The organism is Shimazuella sp. NTD250 (assembly GCF_059510375.1).
In genome coordinates this window covers 52,647-68,838 of sequence record NZ_JCAJZS010000001.1, presented here as the reverse complement: position 1 = coordinate 68,838, position 16,192 = coordinate 52,647, and the positions used below count along the sequence as shown (strand labels likewise).

Sequence of the window (16,192 nt, the reverse complement as noted above, 5' to 3'; positions counted from 1 at the left end):
GGGGTAGGATATGTTTTTTGTATTGGACATTTTTGTCATGCTTGTTGCGGTTTTGATCACTATTTATGCTCAAATTAAAGTGAAAAGTGCTTTTCAGCGCTGGTCACAAGTAGCCGCTAGGTCTGGTTATACGGGCTTAGAGGTTGCCAGGCATATATTAGATCGAAACGGACTCCAACATGTCCAAATTGAGCCTATTCGAGGTAGTTTTAGTGATCACTATGACCCAACGAGCAAAAAAATACGACTTTCGGAAGCGGTATATGACAAATCATCGGTTGCTGCGATCTCGGTTGCAGCACATGAATGTGGACATGCTTTGCAACATCAGGAAGGTTATCGAGCTCTCGTTATTCGACATCGGTTGGTACCCTTTTTAAATTTCACTTCTGGTGCAGCTCCGATTTTATTACTTATCGGTTTTTTTCTGCAATTATCCAATCTAATTCTAGTCGGTATTTTGTTTTATTTAGTAACAGTATTGTTTCATCTTGTGACATTACCAGTGGAGTTCAATGCTAGTTCAAGAGCCAAACATATAATTTTCTCGGAAGGCATCATTGCAAGAGAAGAAGAAGCAGGAGTTCAAAAAGTATTAAATGCTGCGGCTTTTACTTATGTTGCAAGTGCGTTAGTAGCTATTATTGAGCTAGCTCGATTTATTCTTTTGTATGTTTTATCTCAAAATAACGAGAGGTGATGGGTTATGCGGCAATTTTTATATGGTTTTCTAGTAATCTTAGCTATAGGTGTGATGGGATGTGTGAGATATCATTCTCAATCACCTGTACAAGAGCAAAATATGTTGCCTACAAGATATCAAACGAATATAGATCGCACAAATTCGCTGTATACCAAAAATGCCAATTTTGTTACACGCAAAACACCTTCCACAGGTGTAAGGATTGAAAATGAAATAGCTAAAAAAGTTTTAAAGGTATATCCTCAATTGCAGTCTGTTTCAGTTGTTATCATTAAAAATAGAGCTTATGTTGCTGTAACACCGAATTCCAAGATGTCTACATTAGGTCATTTGAGGGTTGGTATTCCTGCACTTGTGAAAGATATGGATGCAGCTGTTGAAAAAGTTTATGTTTCAGATAACCCCAGCTTTCGTAAAATGGTAGAACAACGCAAAAAATAAAATACACAAGATGGTCTCCTAAGCCATCTTTTTTTATGATTCAAAAAGTAATAGGAATAACCTTAATTACAGGAAAAAAACAGTCATGTTTGTCGATTCAGCATTGTAAAGCTTTTCAATTGACAAGTTTACTTTACGATAACCAAAGAATTCGTATATAATAAAAAAATGAAACGTTGATGTTGATAGGAGTGTCTGGATAGTGAAACGTTTAACACCGATGGAGATTTTTAACAAAGACTTTAAACAATCGATGCGTGGGTATGATGTAAATGAAGTAAATGAATTTCTTGACCTTGTTATCCGAAACTATGAAGAAATACTCAAAGAAAACGAGTATCTAAAGGAACAACTAACAACATCGAAGAAACATAATACAGCTAGACAGAAAGCCATACCTAATATGAGCGAGTATGACGCTGTAATAAATGAAATTTTGACAAGATTAGAACGAATTGAGAAAGTCATGCGGTAGGTAATAGATAACAACATAAAATATGTATGATTTTATCCTGATCTATAGAAACTAAGGATAGTTTCCATAAGGATCAGGAGGGTTATTATGACCAAAGAGAAAAAGAAGCGAAATAAGAAACACCAAGACACAGAAACTGCTGCTGAATTAACTCCAACTGGTGTAAATCCTGTTGATGCACACAGAGAAGAAAGAGAAGTACATGGTACAGGGATTGGTGTAACAGCATTGATCCTGTCAATACTAGCATTCTTTCTGTATCCATTTGTCTTATCTACTTTGGGAATTATACTGGGAATAGTTGGTGGACAAAGAGGTAGTGCTACTGGCTGGTGGGCAGTAGGAATTGGTGCTTTTGTTCTCCTCATCCGGATACTTGCTTTTCCAATACTAGCTATTTTTTAGCAGCCTCTCTATTTGAGAGGCTTTTCTTTCCACTCTAAATAATCTAGTATATAATAGGGAAACGGTATGGAGGTTCTAGTATCAAGATTTAAAATTGTAATCTCTAAGGAGCATCTAATGGATCAAACCAAGTATATCCGTGATCTATTTGTTAACGAAGATGATGTTTTAGCATCAATTGGTTCACGTTTAACTTCATTAGGACTGCCCCTTATTTCTGTACCATCTGAAGTTGGTAAGTGGTTGACAATGATGGTGCGGATGACTGGTGCAAAACAAATATTGGAAGTAGGAACATTGGCAGGGTACAGTACCATATGCTTATTACGAGGTTTGAATGAAGACGGACATTGTACTACAATCGAACTTAAAGAAGAACATGCTAAATTGGCCAAGGACCATCTAAATAAGGCGGGACTTCTTGATTGTGTAACGACTTTAATAGGCGATGCTTCCTTACAATTAGCAAAATTAATTCAAGAAGAAAAGAAGTTCGATTTTATATTTCTTGATGCAGATAAAGTGAATTATCCAACATATTTGGAACAAGTTATGCAGTTATCTCTACATGGTACTGTAATTGTTCTTGATAATTTGTTTTTGGGTGGTCGAGTTCTTGATGAAGAAGATCAACATCCAGCTCCAACTGCTGTTCGAAAAGTAACAGAGATGTTAGCAAGTCATTCTCGCTTAGAATCGATGTTGTTACCTGTCGGAGATGGGTTAGGGGTGGCCATAGTCCAATGAATCGATCTACAAAACAAGTTATGATAACTGTTGGTGGATATTTTTTTTTAATTCTAGGTGTGATTGGTGCAATACTACCTATTATGCAAGGATGGTTCTTTTTTCTAATCGGTTTAGTGATGTTATCCAAAACAACACCATGGGCAAGAAGGTGGCTTCACAAACTCCGGCTTCGCTTTCCAAAGCTAGCGTCGAAAGCGGATAAATTGGTTTCTAAATGGCGAAGAAATTAAGATTGTAACAGAGTACAAGATGAAGAATAGCGCTGCAAAGGGGAAAAAGATGCGCATTCAGACAATTCTCAGTACGGGCTGGTCAGCAGAATATATTCAAGTACCAGCAGTATTTTTTGAGTTTGGTTGGAACCTCTATCTGCCACAGGGAATGAATTCAGTTGTGCTGAGTGTTGTTGCTTTTATTTATCAAGGATACTCCAAATCAGAAATATTTTTATATATGGAACAAGAGGCAGAAAAGCTAGCTATTCAACCCTTTCCATTGGCTGAAGCACAAAAAAAACAAATATATCATCACTTGTTGCTTCGTGAACAATGGTGTGAATCTATATTAATTCGTTCTGATTTGACTTATCCAACGACAGTAAAGGAAATGATTCAGTTATTAATTGATATCGGTATTTTAATTGAGGTAAATCATCGAGAAAAAACTTATTTAGATTTGATTTTAAAGCCTTTTCCACGTCCAGAAGAGTCTTTGTTACTAACACCTGAAGAAAATGATCAAGCAATGAAACAAAAAGAGTTTTACCGACTCTCATAAGGAGGATTTAATTCATGGCTAAAGCAACTTTTGGTGCAGGATGTTTTTGGGGAGTAGAAGAGCTTTTTCGTAAAATACCTGGTGTTAATAGTACTTCAGTAGGATATACAGGTGGAACAAAGGAAAATCCTACTTATGAGGATGTTTGTACTGATAAGACTGGTCATGCTGAAGTGGTCGATATCGATTTTGACCCAAGTGAAGTTTCTTATCAAGAATTGCTAAAAATATTTTTCGAAAACCATAATCCTACTACATTAAACCGTCAAGGTCCCGATTTAGGTACTCAATATCGTTCAGCTATTTTTTATCATTCTGAAGAACAAAAACATCAGGCAGAACAGGTGAAGAAAGAACTCGATCAATCTGGGAAGTTCTCCAAACCAATCGTAACAGAAATTACAGTTGCAAAGTCTTATTATCCTGCTGAAGAGTATCATCAAAAGTATTTGCAAAAGCGAGGAAAAGACTCTTGTCATATCTAAGGCGAGTGAAAATCGCCTTTTTTTCTTACAGAGATTAGGCTTTTATTTGAAACGTTAGGACTTGCCAGCAGGCAAGTTTTCTTTCATATAACACAATCATTTTTTGTTTTTTTATCCTTATCTGATAAGATAAGATTTATCATATTTTTTGGGAAGGATTCGTTTTCATGCATTATCTTGATAACAGTGCTACTACTAAGCCATTTAAAGAAGTTATCGAAATGATGAGCCAAGTGATGGAACATACTTATGCCAATCCTGCATCTCTACATGGACTTGGGTTTGAAGCAGAAAAAATAGTTGAATACGCTCGTCATTTGATCGCGAATGAGCTAAATGCTATTCCTTCAGAAATCGTGTTTACTTCTGGAGGAACAGAAGCAAACAATCTTGCAATTCAGGGAGTTGCAAAAGCCTATCAAAATAGAGGAAGGCATATTATCACAACCAAAATAGAGCATGATTCTGTTTATGAAGTTTTTCGTGACTTAGAAAAGCAAGGATACTCCGTAACGTATCTTTCTGTAAACGAATCAGGTGAAATATCGTTGGAAGAACTAAAAGCTTCCCTCAGCGATAAAACCATATTGGTATCGATTATGCATGTGAATAATGAAATAGGCTCTATTCAATCTTTAGAGGAAATTGGACAATTACTAGCTTCCTATCCAAAATTATTTTTTCATGTGGATGCTGTTCAATCTTTCGCTAAGTTACCTATTGATGTTAATAAGATGAAGATTGACTTGCTCTCTTTATCTGCACATAAATTCCATGGACCTAAAGGTATTGGAGCTTTATATTTGAAAAAAAATAAATTGATCCAGCCGTTACTGATTGGCGGCGGACAAGAACAAGGATTCCGGTCGGGTACGCTTGCTGTTCCATTGATTGTAGGAATGGGGAAAGCTTTAGAAATTGCTTTACACAAGAGGGATGTTTTTTATCAACAAGCGAAAAATTGGAAAAATGATTTGCTTTCTGTTTTATCCAATTTAAATGGGATTGTTTTAAATGGAACTAAAGGAGTCCCGTATATTTTGAATTTTTCCAGTCCAGGAATAAAATCAGAAGTACTGGTTAGGGCACTCGAAGAAAAAGGGCTATATGTTTCGAGTAAATCTGCTTGTTCTTCCAAAAAAGAAACTCCTAGTCGTGTACTTCTTGCCATGGGTAAAAAAAAGCCGGAAGCAATAAGCGGAATACGGATCAGTATGGGAATGCTAACAACGCCCCGAGATATAGAAGTTTGCAAGGAAGCAGTCGCAAATGTCATACCTACTTTACAACAATGGATAAAGGTGTAGATGATTCATGAATTGGAATGTTATTTTAATACGATATGGTGAAATTTCGCTTAAAGGCAGAAATCAAAAGTTATTTGAAGATCGTCTTGTTCAGAACATTAGAGAAAAATTAACAAATTTTGAAGGCGTTCATGTAACACGGGAACATGGCCGTATTTTTGTGGAACTTGGTAATCATTCTGCACCTCCCATTATCGAGACACTAAAAGATATTTTTGGAATTGTCAGTTTTAGTCCAGCTATTCGCATACATTCTCAAATCGAAGAAATAGAGAAGACTGCTGCTAATGTCTTTGCTTCTTATCCAGGAATTTCAACGTTTAAGATAGAGAGCAGACGAGCAAACAAACGGTTTCCAATACGTTCTAGTGAGATCAATCCACGTGTTGGACAATATATTTTGGATAAACTGCCACAGGCAAAAGTAGATGTTCATAACCCAGAATTAGAAATAAAAATAGAAGTTCGCATCAAAGGAACTTATATTTATGGAAAAGAAACTGTAGGAGCTGGGGGATTACCAGTAGGTACTAGTGGAAAAGTATTATTATTACTATCTGGTGGTATTGATAGTCCTGTAGCAGGTTATTTAGCTTTGAAGCGTGGGGTGGAACTACATGCTATCCATTTCCATAGTTATCCATTTACTAGTGAACGAGCAAAACAAAAAGTATTAGATTTATCCAAAATCTTGACACGTTTTGGAGGGAGAATACGACTGTATGTAGTTCCTTTTACCAATGTTCAGACAGAAATTCGAAAACATTGTTACGATAATTACAGCATCACTATTATGCGACGTATGATGATACGGATTGCTGAGCAAGTTGCGGAAAAATTTGATTTAAAAGCACTTATAACTGGTGAATCTCTTGGACAAGTTGCAAGCCAGACATTAGAAAGTCTTCAAGCAATAAATGATGTGACAAGTATGCCGGTTTTGCGACCCTTGATCAGCATGGATAAAACGGAAATCATGAAAATTGCCAATAACATTGGTACATATGAAACTTCTATTCTACCCTATGAAGATTGTTGTACAGTATTTGTACCAGAGCAGCCAAAAACAAAGCCGACAATCAAAGTATGTAATCGTGAAGAAAAGAAACTAGATGTGGAATCACTGGTAAACGAAGCAGTGGAAGGTATAGAATGCATTGATTTTCGATTAAAAACTTAAGGGGAATTTCCAGCTATGAAGTAGCGAGGAGAAGGGAAAGCTGTATGATGTGCAGTTTTCTTTTTTTGTTGAACGAAGTTTAAATGATTTGCTTAAGTTGGAAGTTTTCATTATTGGTTATACCACTTGAGTATTTTACATAAATTGTCCAAGAGGACAAACTGGGGAAAGGAAGAAATAGATGGAATCTACATTTTGGATTAGTATGTTTACCATTGTCCTCTCCGATCTCCTGTTAAGTGGAGATAATGCTGTTGTAATAGGTATGGCAGCAAGGAGATTACCAAAAGAACAACGCAAACGTGCGATATTAATTGGTTCTGGTATTGCTGTTATATTGCGTGCGTCTCTTACAACCATAGCAGCTTATTTGTTGCACATTCCTTTTTTAATGACAGCTGGAGGATTGTTGTTATTTTTTATCGCAGGTAAATTAGTGGTTGGTGATAATCATGATATGACGCATGTAGAAGCTGGGGGTACTTTTCGCAGTGCGATTAAGACCATTATTGTAGCGGATGTTGTGATGAGTCTGGATAATGTGATGGCAGTAGCTGGTGCTGCCCATGGAAATGTGTGGTTAGTGCTATTTGGCTTAGCACTCAGTATTCCGCTCCTGATGTGGGGAAGTGGATTTGTTGCTCGATTTATCGCGAGATTCCCTTTTATTTTATATATCGGGGGGGCAGTACTCGGCTATATTGCAGGAGACCTAATTATTCATGACCCTTGGGTATTTCAATATGTGAGGGATATTGAATTTCTGGAAATCTTGCCATACGCAACTGCTATTCTCATCTTACTGTCTTCAGTTCCAAAACTGGTTCCTCATGTGAAAAAATAAATAGGCGCTCCTTTTGAGGAAAACGCCTTTTATAATTTATGCGAATGGCTGGGGAAGCAGGATTCGAACCTACGCATCACGGAATCAAAGTCCGTTGCCTTACCACTTGGCCACTCCCCATCACTAAAACTAGTATGAGATAGATGCGTTTTTTTATGCATTTTGTTATAAAAAAAGTTTTTTATTTAAGTTTACTATTTTTTTAATCAGGCATAAAATAAAGCTAGCCCCTTACGGCTAGCTCAAATAATAGCAATTTTAACTTACAAAAAATAGTTCCATTTAAGTGTGGATTGGCTCGCTTGTTGTTTTTCGCATATTAATCACCTCCTCTTTGGAGTTGGATACTCACAGATACCAAGCTGTTAACATAGTTTTGATATTGCTCACCATCCAAGTAAGTCTGACATTGGCACAGTTTGGTGAGTGAATCTCTTTCTTGTTTATACAGTTTGTGATCTTGAGCAATGTGCAGTGCTTTTTGTAGAGATAGAACAGCTTTCTCCGTAAAATCTAATGAAAGATATAGATCACCTAATGCATTGTATGCATCATATATTTGATCCATCCGACTCCCATCGGAGGTTTTAACGGCTTCTATCAAATGAGACTCAGCCTTTGAATGTTCTTTCATTTGGAGATAAATAAGTCCTAGTTGTAAGCGAATATAAGTAAACCAGTTTTCGTAACTTACTCTTGGTTTTAACCGTAGAGCAGTTTGGTAGCAGATAAGTGCAACAGAAAATTCTTCCTGTTCAAAAAATATATCGCCTAAGCTACTCCAAAGCTGGAATGATCGATCGTAACTCTGACTGATACGAGCAATCTCAATACCTATCTCAGCACTTTGAATTGCTTGAGTGTAGCATTTGTTTTCAATTAAAGCATTTACTTCCACGTTATAAGGGTAAATAAAACTTAGCCCCGTTTCCTGCGATCCAAGGTTATGTTTGCAATTTTTGACCATTTCCAAACTTTCTTCCAATTTATCTTGTCTTAACAAGTAGAGAGAGTGATTGGAAAGCAAAATAGCTTTGGTGTATTTTCTTGTGCCCTGCTCTACAAAAGAATCAATTCCTCGCTGATTATAGGCAATGGTCTCATCATAATTTTTTTCTTGGAAAAAGATACGTGCAAGTTCTCCAAAACAGGATGATTTTAAATTGGTAGATTCCCAAACTCCTAGATTTCGATCAATTAACTTGATTGCTTCAAGTAGAACATTTTTGGCTTTATCATAAGATTTTTTTTGATAATAAATCTTACCTCTTAAGAAGTTGACCATTGGTTTGACGTGAATTTTTTCATGTAATCCTGATGCTTTCAGCTGTTTTAAGCCTTCTTTTGCACCAACCAAATCAATAATGGTTTCTATTGACTTTAATTGAAGATGTTCAACTTGGGCGATATTATTTTCTTCTTCCAGCAACTCTTGCAGTTTTTCTGTACTGTAACCTAATTTTTCTAAGTAGTAAAACCGCTTGTGTTTGCTGACTGTTGGATCACCTCTTTCGATTTTACTAATCGTACCTTGGGAAATCTCTTTATCTTCAAAAAATTTCATAGGGAGACCGCGAGATGTTCTCAGTTTACGGACAATTTTGCCGAAGTCTAGCGAATTATATCGATCCATCTGGTTGATCCCTGCCTATAGATGTTATTTTGTTTGTTCAAAGATTCGATGTCAAATCCTGTTTTCCTTCTCCGAAACTTGGATTTTTCTGTCATTATTATGGAAAATATTAAATTGTCTCTTTTTGTGTGTTTTTGAGCGAAAAATTGTAAATTATTAGCGAATATACAGATGAAAATAGATTTTAATAATGATTGAGTACCGAGTTATTGGGCTTTATACTTAATTATGGGAAAGAAAGTTACGGATAAAGTTTACTATTCCGATGATTTAAAAAATAAGGAGTGTCACTTACTATGTTGACGTTGAGAGTATCAGGAAAAAAGGATCAACTACAAGCTTTTATGAAGCATTTTTCGGCACAACCCTATTACAAAATTATGTTGGATTCAGAATTAGGTACAGTATCCGTGGAAGAAGAAATGACAACACAATTCGAGTTTTTATCTTCATTACTTAAACCTAAAATTCGTAGATCATTGACTGTTTCCCTTACTACTACTGATGGTAAAGAAATTAATATTGATTTGCTCGATGGACAGGTAATCCAAGTAGATGATGAAACGACTTGTATCTATGGTAAAAACTACGACATATTTGCGTAATCAGGGGCCGAAATTCAGGCCTTTTTATTTTTGACTAAAAAATACTTTTTTTGACAAATTAAGAGGTTTAAGGGATGTATAAGTCGAAATAGGTATATACGTTCTGTTTGGAGGTGATATTTTGGATGTCATTGCGTTTGTTAACAATTTATTTTTTGAGGCAACATCTAATCGAGCTAGTGATATTCATATAGAGCCAAGTTGTGAGAATCTGATTATCCGTCAACGTATTGACGGTTACTTAGTAGAGACAAACCGTTTACCGCTTGAAGAGGCAAACGCAGTCATTTCTCGTCTGAAAGTAATGGGGCAACTAGATATTGGAGAAAGGAGGCTCCCACAGGATGGAGCAATGACGGTTGAAATGGGAGAAAAAAAGATAGAAGTTCGTTTAGCTACGATCCCTGTTCTATACGGTGAAAAGTTAGTATTGCGTTTATTGCCCAGTCAATTAGCAGTTAGTAACTTAACACATCTCGGCATGGAACTTGAAGAAGTCACTCGAGTATCGGATTTATTAAAAAGAACAGGATTGATAGTTGTTACTGGTCCGACAGGTGCTGGGAAAACAACAACACTTTATACATTACTTCGTTTACTCGATCATCATCAGCGAAATATTATCACTCTTGAAGATCCAATTGAGATACAACTATCTGGTATTAATCAAGTTCAGGTACATCACAAGATTGGTTTTACTTTCGCTAAAGGATTACGAGCAATATTGCGGCAAGACCCGGATGTCATGATGATTGGGGAAATACGTGATCAAGAGTCTGCGGAAATTGCAATTGAAGCAGCACTGACAGGGCATCTTGTCCTTACATCTTTACATACAACGGATGGATCAAGTGTCATCACTCGATTGATTGATATGGGAATACCAGCTTACCTTGTGGCCTCTGCACTCAGTGGAGTAATTGCTCAACGGTTGATTCGATTATCTTGTACGAAGTGTAGGGGGAAGGGGTGTCCTCGCTGTAAAATGAGTGGTTACTATAATCGATCAGGAATTTTTGAAGTGCTGTATTTAGATGAATCCGTGCAGAGTTTAATAATGAAAGAACCTTCAGTTGGCCAGATTAGACAACATTTTCAAAGGAAAGGTGTGCACATGCTGGAACATGCACTGCGTAAAAAATATGATTATGGATTAACAACAGAAGAGGAACTTAACTATTTGGCATTGGATGTGATGAAAAGTGGATAAATGGAGAGACGAGAAAATTGCGATGTTTAGTTACCATTTAAAAACAATGTTGGAAAATGGTATTTCCCTCGTAGAAAGTGTTCAAATGATTACTTCAGAGCAAATTATTCCAAAGAGAGATGGTAACTTACTTATTCAAATGATTCAAAAAGGAGAGAGTTTCTCTGCTTCTTTACAAGCAATCGGGTTTCCAGCAATTTTTTGCGCTTTCGTGAAGGCAGCTGAACATCATGGTGATGTTCTTTTTGCTCTAAATCAGTGTCATCGATATTATTTATCGAGATCCAAATGGTTTCGTAAGTTAAAACAAGTTACTTTCTATCCGTTCTTTATTCTTTGTTCTTTAAGTATAGGGTTAATTTTTTTATCCACGGTGATCTTGCCTGTTTTTTCTGAGTTATTTCAATCATTTTCATTGGAGTTACCGTATACTACTAAGTTGATTTTTACCCTATCGCGAATATTTCCATATATTTTTATATCTGGGTTTATTCTTTTGCTTTTTTGTATTTGGGGAAGAAGAAATCCGAGATTTCAACATGTTATGAAGCGGATTCCCATAATCACTATTTATTATCGGTATAGGTATACGCAATATTTATCTTTGCAGTTAGGTTCATTTATGACAGCAGGGGTACCTATGCTATCTGCTATTTCATTACTCGAGCAGGTAACGCCTTGGCCTGATTTATGTAAGTATTTAGAAAGTACGAAACGAAAACTTATCCATGGTGCTACTTTAAGCAATATTGTCCAAGAAAAATCATCTACTCTGCTTCCTGTCTTTTCTCAGACACTTATTTTGGGAGAAGAGACTGGAAAATTAGGGGAGATGTTAGTACAACTATCTACTACTACCGAAGAGTGGTTAACAGAAAGATTAGAAAGATGGATGGCTTATTTAGAACCAATTTTAACACTTTCTATTGGATTAATTATGGCAGTTGTAGTCATCTCATTATTTTTGCCAATGTTCGGTCTCATCCAGGCAGTTCAATAGGAGGAAAAAATGAAAAAGGAAAAGGGTTTTACATTAGTCGAGATGTTAGTTGTTTTATTTATTATTGGCATTATCATTGCAATCGCGCTGCCCAATTTTATAGAAGCCAGCAAAAAGGCAAATGTACAGGCAGATAGAGCAAATCGACGAATGATTGGTATGCAGGTAGATAATTACTACTTGGATCATGGTATCTATCCTAAAACTATCCAAGATTTAGTTTCTCAAAAATATCTTCGTACCATCCCAGACTGTCCAGGAGATGCTGGGAAGTACAAACTAGTATCAAAATCGGGAGAAATTCAAGTCGTATGCAAGTAAAAAATAGGAAAGAGGCCGGCTATACTTTGGTTGAGTTGCTGTGTACGTTAAGTATTATGGGGATGTTCATCTCATTAGCAGTACCAAATTTATCTGCTTTGGTAGCTAAAGCTACGTATCTTCAACTTCGATATCAAATTATTTCACAATTAGAAGATGCACAACTAACTGCTATGGCGAGAGAAACAGAAGTATCTGTTTTGTTTTCCAATAGGACAATAACTACATGGGTAGATGGGAAAACACAACATAAAACGATATTACCCGATGATCTGAAAATATCCAGTAATTTCAAGGAGAATCGAGTCTTATTTCGAAGGACTGGGCAAGTCCGAGGAGGAACGATCCACTTAAAGAAAAATGAAAAAAACTGGATGGATGTTGTGATCCAAGTAGCCAGTGGCACAACAAAAGTAATCTTTCATGTATAAAAGGGAAAAAGGATTTACTCTTGTAGAGACACTTGTTGCATTGATGGTAGGGACTACGCTAATTGGTTTTGTTGTGCCATTATACTTAACTGGGAAGATGTTTTTCCATGATCGCATGCTAGAAAACCAAGCCAGAATAGTAGCTCAAGAATTATTGGAAGAAAGGCTTAGCAGGTTACAGATTCGTAAAAAAACATGGAAAATGAGAGCATATACCATACAGGAAGAGGTGACTTACTCACAACGATTATGGAATCTAAAGATACTTGTCAAATGGAAAAATCAACAGGGAATAAGCCGTATGGTAAAACTCGAGACTCTTCGATTTCAGAATTAGGATTTACTTATATTGAAATGATTTTGTCTTTTGCGATCGCTACTACTATATTTCCACTATTCTTTGGATTATTCTACCAAGTCTTCAACAGTATTCATTCTCAGCTTGCAACTTATGCATTATTTAGTCAATTTGATCGTTTTTCTTTGCAATTGCAGCAGGATGAAGCCAATGGTGTCAAATTCTTAATCGATCAAAATCAATTAGAGATGATCATGAAAGATGGGTTACGGGTACGTTATCGCTGGAAACAAGATCAATTAGTGCGGAGTGTAAAAGAATCTTCATCTGCCTCTTATCGTGGAAATACCATTTTGTTATATCAAGTAAAACGAGTTTATTATCAGAATTTACAAAATGGAGTGAAAATGACAGTTATCCTCTCAAATCATAATGCTACGTTCACAGGATCTGCCTATATTTGGGGGCGTATAAATGAATGAAGAAAAGGGCTTTATTCTTCCTGTTGTCATGGTATTAATTGCTTTGATGTCTAGTTTGTTTTTATTTGCTTCTATGGAATGGAGCAAATGGAAGAAGCAAGACCTGCTAAGATTAAAAATGATCCAAGCTGGGTATGCTGCTGAAAGTGGAATAGCGGAAAGACAACAGGAACTACAAAATAGACCAGATGATTATCGTACAGAACAAAAGAAGTATGGGGAGTATACGGTAAATATTTCTGTCTGGGAATCAATACCTGAGAGTATCTTCATTCAAGCTGTAGCCAAAGGGAAAGACAACATTCAACAGACCAAAACAGTGGAGATAGATAAAAAAACGATGTATATCTTGTATTGGTTAGAATGACAATGTTCGTTATAATAGTTTTTACTATGAAAAAACATCTCATTCTTGTTGGATTTATGGGTACAGGAAAATCAACTATTGGACAGCAGATCGCAGCTTTGACCAAAATGGAGCATATTGATACAGATGATATGATTCAGCGAGATAGAGGCTGCACTATCCCAGAAATTTTTGCTAATTATGGAGAAATGACTTTTCGAAATGTAGAAACAGGTATTCTTGAACAATATGTACAAAATACACGTTCAAGTATTATTACAACAGGAGGTGGAATTGTATTACGTGCTGAAAACCGAATTACGATGCATAAGTATGGGTGGGTTTTTGCACTGGATGCTGATCCACAAGAGATTATTCGGCGTTTGAAAGAGGACACCACTCGTCCATTATTGCAAGGAGGATCTTTAGAGGAAAAGGTACACCAGTTGTATCAAACCAGAGGACCTTTGTATCAATTTGCAGATTTTCAAATCGATACGAACCATAAATCAATTAAACAGATTGCTCGGGAAATCATGGATATTTGGTTTAATCTCGCGAAAAGCGGTGATGCTAATTAACGAGGTGGGAATAATGTCTTTTAAAGATTGGATTACCTATGTTATTGAAAAAATGGTGTGGTTTATGGAAACACCAAAAAAAGATAGAAAAGCGATGAAGTATGCAAGAAGAGAACCATGGGCGTATCGCTGGTTTGGTATGATTCCCATGTCGATGAAGATAGCTGCGAAAAAAGTACGGAAAAGATAACATTTTTTTGTATTTAACGTTTGTGTTGGGATTAGAGGATAAATTAAATTATCCGTTAAAAAGGGGCATAAGCCCCTTTTTGGTTTGCCCGAATATGATATAATGTTAAACTGAACTTGTAGAAAACTTCCATCTGTTAATATTTCTGTTGTGAAGATGAAAGTATGTATTTTTTGTGTTGAGAAATTTACCCATCTGAGTGTAGCGGTTTGAGGGAAATATATCTTCCTATTAAGATTTAACTTCTTAAGGAGCGAGTGCTCATGATTCATCGTACGAAAACAAGACCAGTAAAAGTAGGAAATCTCCAAATAGGTGGCAATGATCAAGTTGTTATTCAAAGTATGGCCACGACAAAAACTCATGATGTGAAAGCTACAGTAGCGGAAATCAATAGACTTACCGAAGCAGGTTGCCAAATAGTACGAGTAGCTGTTCCGGATATGCGGGCTGCTGAAGCTATTCCAGAGATTAAAAAGCGGATTACGGTTCCATTAGTAGCAGATATTCATTTTGATTACCGTTTAGCATTAAAAGCAATTGAGGGTGGAATTGATAAAATTCGTATCAATCCTGGAAATATTGGGCGACGTGAAAAAGTAGAAGCAGTTGTCAAAGCTGCTAAAGAGCGTGGAATTCCTATTCGTATTGGGGTTAATGCTGGTTCATTGGAAAAGAGAATTCTAGAAAAGTATGGTTATCCTACTGCTGATGGTATGGTAGAAAGTGCTTTGTACCATATTGGTATACTGGAAGAGCTCGATTTCCATGATATTATTGTTTCCCTCAAAGCATCTGATGTTCGTTTGGCTATTGAAGCCTATCAGAAAGCATCAGCTGCATTTGACTATCCATTGCACCTTGGTATTACAGAGTCTGGAACATTATTTTCTGGTACAGTCAAAAGTGCAGCAGGATTAGGGGCAATCCTTGCTCAAGGGATAGGTTCGACTTTGCGTATTTCACTTAGTGCGGACCCCGTTGAAGAAGTAAAAGTAGCCAGAGAACTGTTAAAAACATTTGGATTAGCTGCAAATGCTGCTACTTTAATTTCTTGTCCTACCTGTGGAAGAATTGAAATAGATTTAATTTCGATTGCCAATGAAATTGAAGATTATATCTCCACCATTAAAGCACCAATCAAAGTAAGTGTGCTAGGCTGTGCTGTAAATGGTCCCGGAGAAGCAAAAGAAGCAGATATTGGTATTGCGGGAGCAAGAGGCGAGGGATTACTCTTCCGTCACGGAGAAATTATCCGTAAAATCCCAGAAGCTCAAATGGTAGAAGAGTTGAAAAAGGAAATCGATAAATTAGCCGAAGAATATAAGCAGAAAGAAAATTCTACTAATATACGCTCTTCCTGAGAAAAAAAGGTAAGTACATCCATCGTACTTACCTTTTTTGTGGGATCAAAAGTCAATAGCCCTCCTAGATGGTTCTGTATGAAAAAGATAATTAAGTACCATACTAACAGAAACAATCTGTTGAAGGAGGACCAAAATTGTGGGTAAAGTTGCTCTTACATTAGTGATAATTGGCGCTCTGAATTGGTTACTTGTTGGCTTATTTCAATGGGATCTTGTATCTGCTATTTTTGGTGGAGATGCAATCCGCGAATCATCTTTACTTAGTCGAATCATTTACACCATTGTCGGGTTATCAGGTATTTATGCGATCAAATATCTGTTTGAAGATCGTTCACATGCAAGGGACGTAAGGGAATAATTT

General features: G+C 36.5%; 24 protein-coding genes and 1 tRNA gene. 23 read left to right on the top strand and 2 right to left on the bottom strand.

Translation table 11 applies throughout. The annotated features are described in order from the left end of the window. Positions 1 to 10: 10 nt before the first annotated feature. The 11 genes from AC5WOF_RS00395 to AC5WOF_RS00345 all read left to right on the top strand — a co-directional run bounded on the left by AC5WOF_RS00395 (position 11) and on the right by AC5WOF_RS00345 (position 7,367). Positions 11 to 700 (top strand): zinc metallopeptidase, encoded by a 690-nt coding sequence (locus tag AC5WOF_RS00395; RefSeq protein ID WP_496047974.1) that lies wholly within the window; start codon positions 11 to 13, stop codon positions 698 to 700. 6 nt (positions 701 to 706) lie between these two features. Beyond that, on the top strand, positions 707 to 1,144 hold the full coding sequence (locus tag AC5WOF_RS00390; protein ID WP_496047973.1) for a YhcN/YlaJ family sporulation lipoprotein: 438 nt from the start codon (positions 707 to 709) through the stop codon (positions 1,142 to 1,144). A 202-nt stretch (positions 1,145 to 1,346) separates the two neighbouring features. After that, positions 1,347 to 1,619 carry a DivIVA domain-containing protein gene (locus tag AC5WOF_RS00385; RefSeq protein ID WP_496047972.1) on the top strand — a complete coding sequence of 91 codons (273 nt, stop codon included), beginning with the start codon at positions 1,347 to 1,349 and terminating at the stop codon, positions 1,617 to 1,619. Positions 1,620 to 1,706: 87 nt separating this feature from the next. Beyond that, the gene (locus AC5WOF_RS00380) at positions 1,707 to 2,024 is read left to right on the top strand and encodes a DUF4190 domain-containing protein (RefSeq protein WP_496047971.1); all 318 of its coding nucleotides are present in this window, start codon (positions 1,707 to 1,709) and stop codon (positions 2,022 to 2,024) included. Between the two features lie 117 nt (positions 2,025 to 2,141). Continuing rightward, entirely contained in the window at positions 2,142 to 2,771 is a 630-nt protein-coding gene (locus tag AC5WOF_RS00375) for an O-methyltransferase (RefSeq protein WP_496047970.1), read from the top strand. Next, positions 2,768 to 3,004 carry a PGPGW domain-containing protein gene (locus AC5WOF_RS00370; protein ID WP_496047969.1) on the top strand — a complete coding sequence of 79 codons (237 nt, stop codon included), beginning with the start codon at positions 2,768 to 2,770 and terminating at the stop codon, positions 3,002 to 3,004. The genes AC5WOF_RS00375 and AC5WOF_RS00370 overlap by 4 nt, the downstream gene beginning before the upstream one ends. A gap of 49 nt (positions 3,005 to 3,053) precedes the next feature. Next, positions 3,054 to 3,551, top strand: coding sequence for a DUF6042 family protein (locus AC5WOF_RS00365; RefSeq protein WP_496047968.1), 498 nt, complete (start codon positions 3,054 to 3,056; stop codon positions 3,549 to 3,551). A gap of 14 nt (positions 3,552 to 3,565) precedes the next feature. After that, a complete protein-coding gene (gene msrA / locus AC5WOF_RS00360) occupies positions 3,566 to 4,036 on the top strand; it encodes a peptide-methionine (S)-S-oxide reductase MsrA (RefSeq protein WP_496047967.1) in 471 nt (156 codons plus the stop codon). A gap of 167 nt (positions 4,037 to 4,203) precedes the next feature. After that, the gene (locus AC5WOF_RS00355) at positions 4,204 to 5,343 is read left to right on the top strand and encodes a cysteine desulfurase family protein (RefSeq protein ID WP_496047966.1); all 1,140 of its coding nucleotides are present in this window, start codon (positions 4,204 to 4,206) and stop codon (positions 5,341 to 5,343) included. A gap of 7 nt (positions 5,344 to 5,350) precedes the next feature. Beyond that, the gene (thiI, locus tag AC5WOF_RS00350) at positions 5,351 to 6,523 is read left to right on the top strand and encodes a tRNA uracil 4-sulfurtransferase ThiI (protein WP_496047965.1); all 1,173 of its coding nucleotides are present in this window, start codon (positions 5,351 to 5,353) and stop codon (positions 6,521 to 6,523) included. 181 nt (positions 6,524 to 6,704) lie between these two features. Continuing rightward, on the top strand, positions 6,705 to 7,367 hold the full coding sequence (locus AC5WOF_RS00345) for a TerC family protein (RefSeq protein ID WP_496047964.1): 663 nt from the start codon (positions 6,705 to 6,707) through the stop codon (positions 7,365 to 7,367). A 45-nt stretch (positions 7,368 to 7,412) separates the two neighbouring features. Here AC5WOF_RS00345 and AC5WOF_RS00340 read toward each other — a convergent pair. Further along, positions 7,413 to 7,487: transfer RNA gene (locus tag AC5WOF_RS00340), tRNA-Gln, on the bottom strand. A gap of 199 nt (positions 7,488 to 7,686) precedes the next feature. Beyond that, a complete protein-coding gene (locus tag AC5WOF_RS00335; RefSeq protein WP_496047963.1) occupies positions 7,687 to 9,000 on the bottom strand; it encodes a helix-turn-helix domain-containing protein in 1,314 nt (437 codons plus the stop codon). 296 nt (positions 9,001 to 9,296) lie between these two features. Here AC5WOF_RS00335 and AC5WOF_RS00330 point away from each other — a divergent pair, with 296 nt between their 5' ends. From AC5WOF_RS00330 to AC5WOF_RS00275, 12 genes are all read left to right on the top strand, one after another. After that, positions 9,297 to 9,605 carry a hypothetical protein gene (locus AC5WOF_RS00330; protein ID WP_496047962.1) on the top strand — a complete coding sequence of 103 codons (309 nt, stop codon included), beginning with the start codon at positions 9,297 to 9,299 and terminating at the stop codon, positions 9,603 to 9,605. Between the two features lie 121 nt (positions 9,606 to 9,726). Then, complete coding sequence (locus AC5WOF_RS00325; protein ID WP_496047961.1) at positions 9,727 to 10,815, top strand: GspE/PulE family protein; 1,089 nt, start codon at positions 9,727 to 9,729, stop codon at positions 10,813 to 10,815. After that, a complete protein-coding gene (locus AC5WOF_RS00320; RefSeq protein ID WP_496047960.1) occupies positions 10,808 to 11,815 on the top strand; it encodes a type II secretion system F family protein in 1,008 nt (335 codons plus the stop codon). The genes AC5WOF_RS00325 and AC5WOF_RS00320 overlap by 8 nt, the downstream gene beginning before the upstream one ends. 9 nt (positions 11,816 to 11,824) lie before the next feature. Beyond that, positions 11,825 to 12,136, top strand: coding sequence for a competence type IV pilus major pilin ComGC (locus tag AC5WOF_RS00315; protein WP_496047959.1), 312 nt, complete (start codon positions 11,825 to 11,827; stop codon positions 12,134 to 12,136). Next, positions 12,127 to 12,567, top strand: a complete 441-nt coding sequence (locus tag AC5WOF_RS00310) for a prepilin-type N-terminal cleavage/methylation domain-containing protein (protein WP_496047958.1) — start codon at positions 12,127 to 12,129, stop codon at positions 12,565 to 12,567. Before AC5WOF_RS00315 ends, AC5WOF_RS00310 begins: the two co-directional genes overlap by 10 nt. Next, positions 12,560 to 12,904, top strand: coding sequence for a PilW family protein (locus AC5WOF_RS00305; RefSeq protein WP_496047957.1), 345 nt, complete (start codon positions 12,560 to 12,562; stop codon positions 12,902 to 12,904). The genes AC5WOF_RS00310 and AC5WOF_RS00305 overlap by 8 nt, the downstream gene beginning before the upstream one ends. Continuing rightward, positions 12,841 to 13,347: a competence type IV pilus minor pilin ComGF gene (locus AC5WOF_RS00300; RefSeq protein WP_496047956.1), complete on the top strand. Its 507-nt coding sequence runs from the start codon at positions 12,841 to 12,843 to the stop codon at positions 13,345 to 13,347. The genes AC5WOF_RS00305 and AC5WOF_RS00300 overlap by 64 nt, the downstream gene beginning before the upstream one ends. Then, entirely contained in the window at positions 13,340 to 13,714 is a 375-nt protein-coding gene (locus tag AC5WOF_RS00295) for a hypothetical protein (protein WP_496047955.1), read from the top strand. The genes AC5WOF_RS00300 and AC5WOF_RS00295 overlap by 8 nt, the downstream gene beginning before the upstream one ends. A 26-nt stretch (positions 13,715 to 13,740) precedes the next feature. Further along, a complete protein-coding gene (locus AC5WOF_RS00290; protein ID WP_496047954.1) occupies positions 13,741 to 14,274 on the top strand; it encodes a shikimate kinase in 534 nt (177 codons plus the stop codon). A gap of 13 nt (positions 14,275 to 14,287) precedes the next feature. Beyond that, entirely contained in the window at positions 14,288 to 14,464 is a 177-nt protein-coding gene (locus AC5WOF_RS00285) for a YqzE family protein (RefSeq protein ID WP_496047953.1), read from the top strand. Between the two features lie 263 nt (positions 14,465 to 14,727). Next, the gene (gene ispG, locus AC5WOF_RS00280; protein WP_496047952.1) at positions 14,728 to 15,828 is read left to right on the top strand and encodes a flavodoxin-dependent (E)-4-hydroxy-3-methylbut-2-enyl-diphosphate synthase; all 1,101 of its coding nucleotides are present in this window, start codon (positions 14,728 to 14,730) and stop codon (positions 15,826 to 15,828) included. 139 nt (positions 15,829 to 15,967) lie between these two features. Continuing rightward, positions 15,968 to 16,189 carry a DUF378 domain-containing protein gene (locus tag AC5WOF_RS00275; protein WP_496047951.1) on the top strand — a complete coding sequence of 74 codons (222 nt, stop codon included), beginning with the start codon at positions 15,968 to 15,970 and terminating at the stop codon, positions 16,187 to 16,189. The last annotated feature ends 3 nt before the right edge of the window (positions 16,190 to 16,192 follow it).

Bases quoted from the DNA above. Each gene is read 5' to 3' on its own strand.
- AC5WOF_RS00285 (WP_496047953.1), top strand. From the start codon at position 14,288: ATGTCTTTTAAAGATTGGATTACCTATGTTATTGAAAAAATGGTGTGG.
- AC5WOF_RS00390 (WP_496047973.1), top strand. From the start codon at position 707: ATGCGGCAATTTTTATATGGTTTTCTAGTAATCTTAGCTATAGGTGTG.
- AC5WOF_RS00290 (WP_496047954.1), top strand. From the start codon at position 13,741: ATGAAAAAACATCTCATTCTTGTTGGATTTATGGGTACAGGAAAATCA.
- thiI (WP_496047965.1), top strand. From the start codon at position 5,351: ATGAATTGGAATGTTATTTTAATACGATATGGTGAAATTTCGCTTAAA.
- AC5WOF_RS00355 (WP_496047966.1), top strand. From the start codon at position 4,204: ATGCATTATCTTGATAACAGTGCTACTACTAAGCCATTTAAAGAAGTT.
- AC5WOF_RS00295 (WP_496047955.1), top strand. From the start codon at position 13,340: ATGAATGAAGAAAAGGGCTTTATTCTTCCTGTTGTCATGGTATTAATT.
- AC5WOF_RS00345 (WP_496047964.1), top strand. From the start codon at position 6,705: ATGGAATCTACATTTTGGATTAGTATGTTTACCATTGTCCTCTCCGAT.
- msrA (WP_496047967.1), top strand. From the start codon at position 3,566: ATGGCTAAAGCAACTTTTGGTGCAGGATGTTTTTGGGGAGTAGAAGAG.
- AC5WOF_RS00380 (WP_496047971.1), top strand. From the start codon at position 1,707: ATGACCAAAGAGAAAAAGAAGCGAAATAAGAAACACCAAGACACAGAA.
- AC5WOF_RS00330 (WP_496047962.1), top strand. From the start codon at position 9,297: ATGTTGACGTTGAGAGTATCAGGAAAAAAGGATCAACTACAAGCTTTT.
- AC5WOF_RS00370 (WP_496047969.1), top strand. From the start codon at position 2,768: ATGAATCGATCTACAAAACAAGTTATGATAACTGTTGGTGGATATTTT.
- AC5WOF_RS00365 (WP_496047968.1), top strand. From the start codon at position 3,054: ATGCGCATTCAGACAATTCTCAGTACGGGCTGGTCAGCAGAATATATT.
- AC5WOF_RS00335 (WP_496047963.1), bottom strand. From the start codon at position 9,000: ATGGATCGATATAATTCGCTAGACTTCGGCAAAATTGTCCGTAAACTG.
- ispG (WP_496047952.1), top strand. From the start codon at position 14,728: ATGATTCATCGTACGAAAACAAGACCAGTAAAAGTAGGAAATCTCCAA.
- AC5WOF_RS00310 (WP_496047958.1), top strand. From the start codon at position 12,127: ATGCAAGTAAAAAATAGGAAAGAGGCCGGCTATACTTTGGTTGAGTTG.
- AC5WOF_RS00315 (WP_496047959.1), top strand. From the start codon at position 11,825: ATGAAAAAGGAAAAGGGTTTTACATTAGTCGAGATGTTAGTTGTTTTA.
- AC5WOF_RS00300 (WP_496047956.1), top strand. From the start codon at position 12,841: ATGGAAAAATCAACAGGGAATAAGCCGTATGGTAAAACTCGAGACTCT.
- AC5WOF_RS00375 (WP_496047970.1), top strand. From the start codon at position 2,142: ATGGATCAAACCAAGTATATCCGTGATCTATTTGTTAACGAAGATGAT.
- AC5WOF_RS00305 (WP_496047957.1), top strand. From the start codon at position 12,560: ATGTATAAAAGGGAAAAAGGATTTACTCTTGTAGAGACACTTGTTGCA.
- AC5WOF_RS00395 (WP_496047974.1), top strand. From the start codon at position 11: ATGTTTTTTGTATTGGACATTTTTGTCATGCTTGTTGCGGTTTTGATC.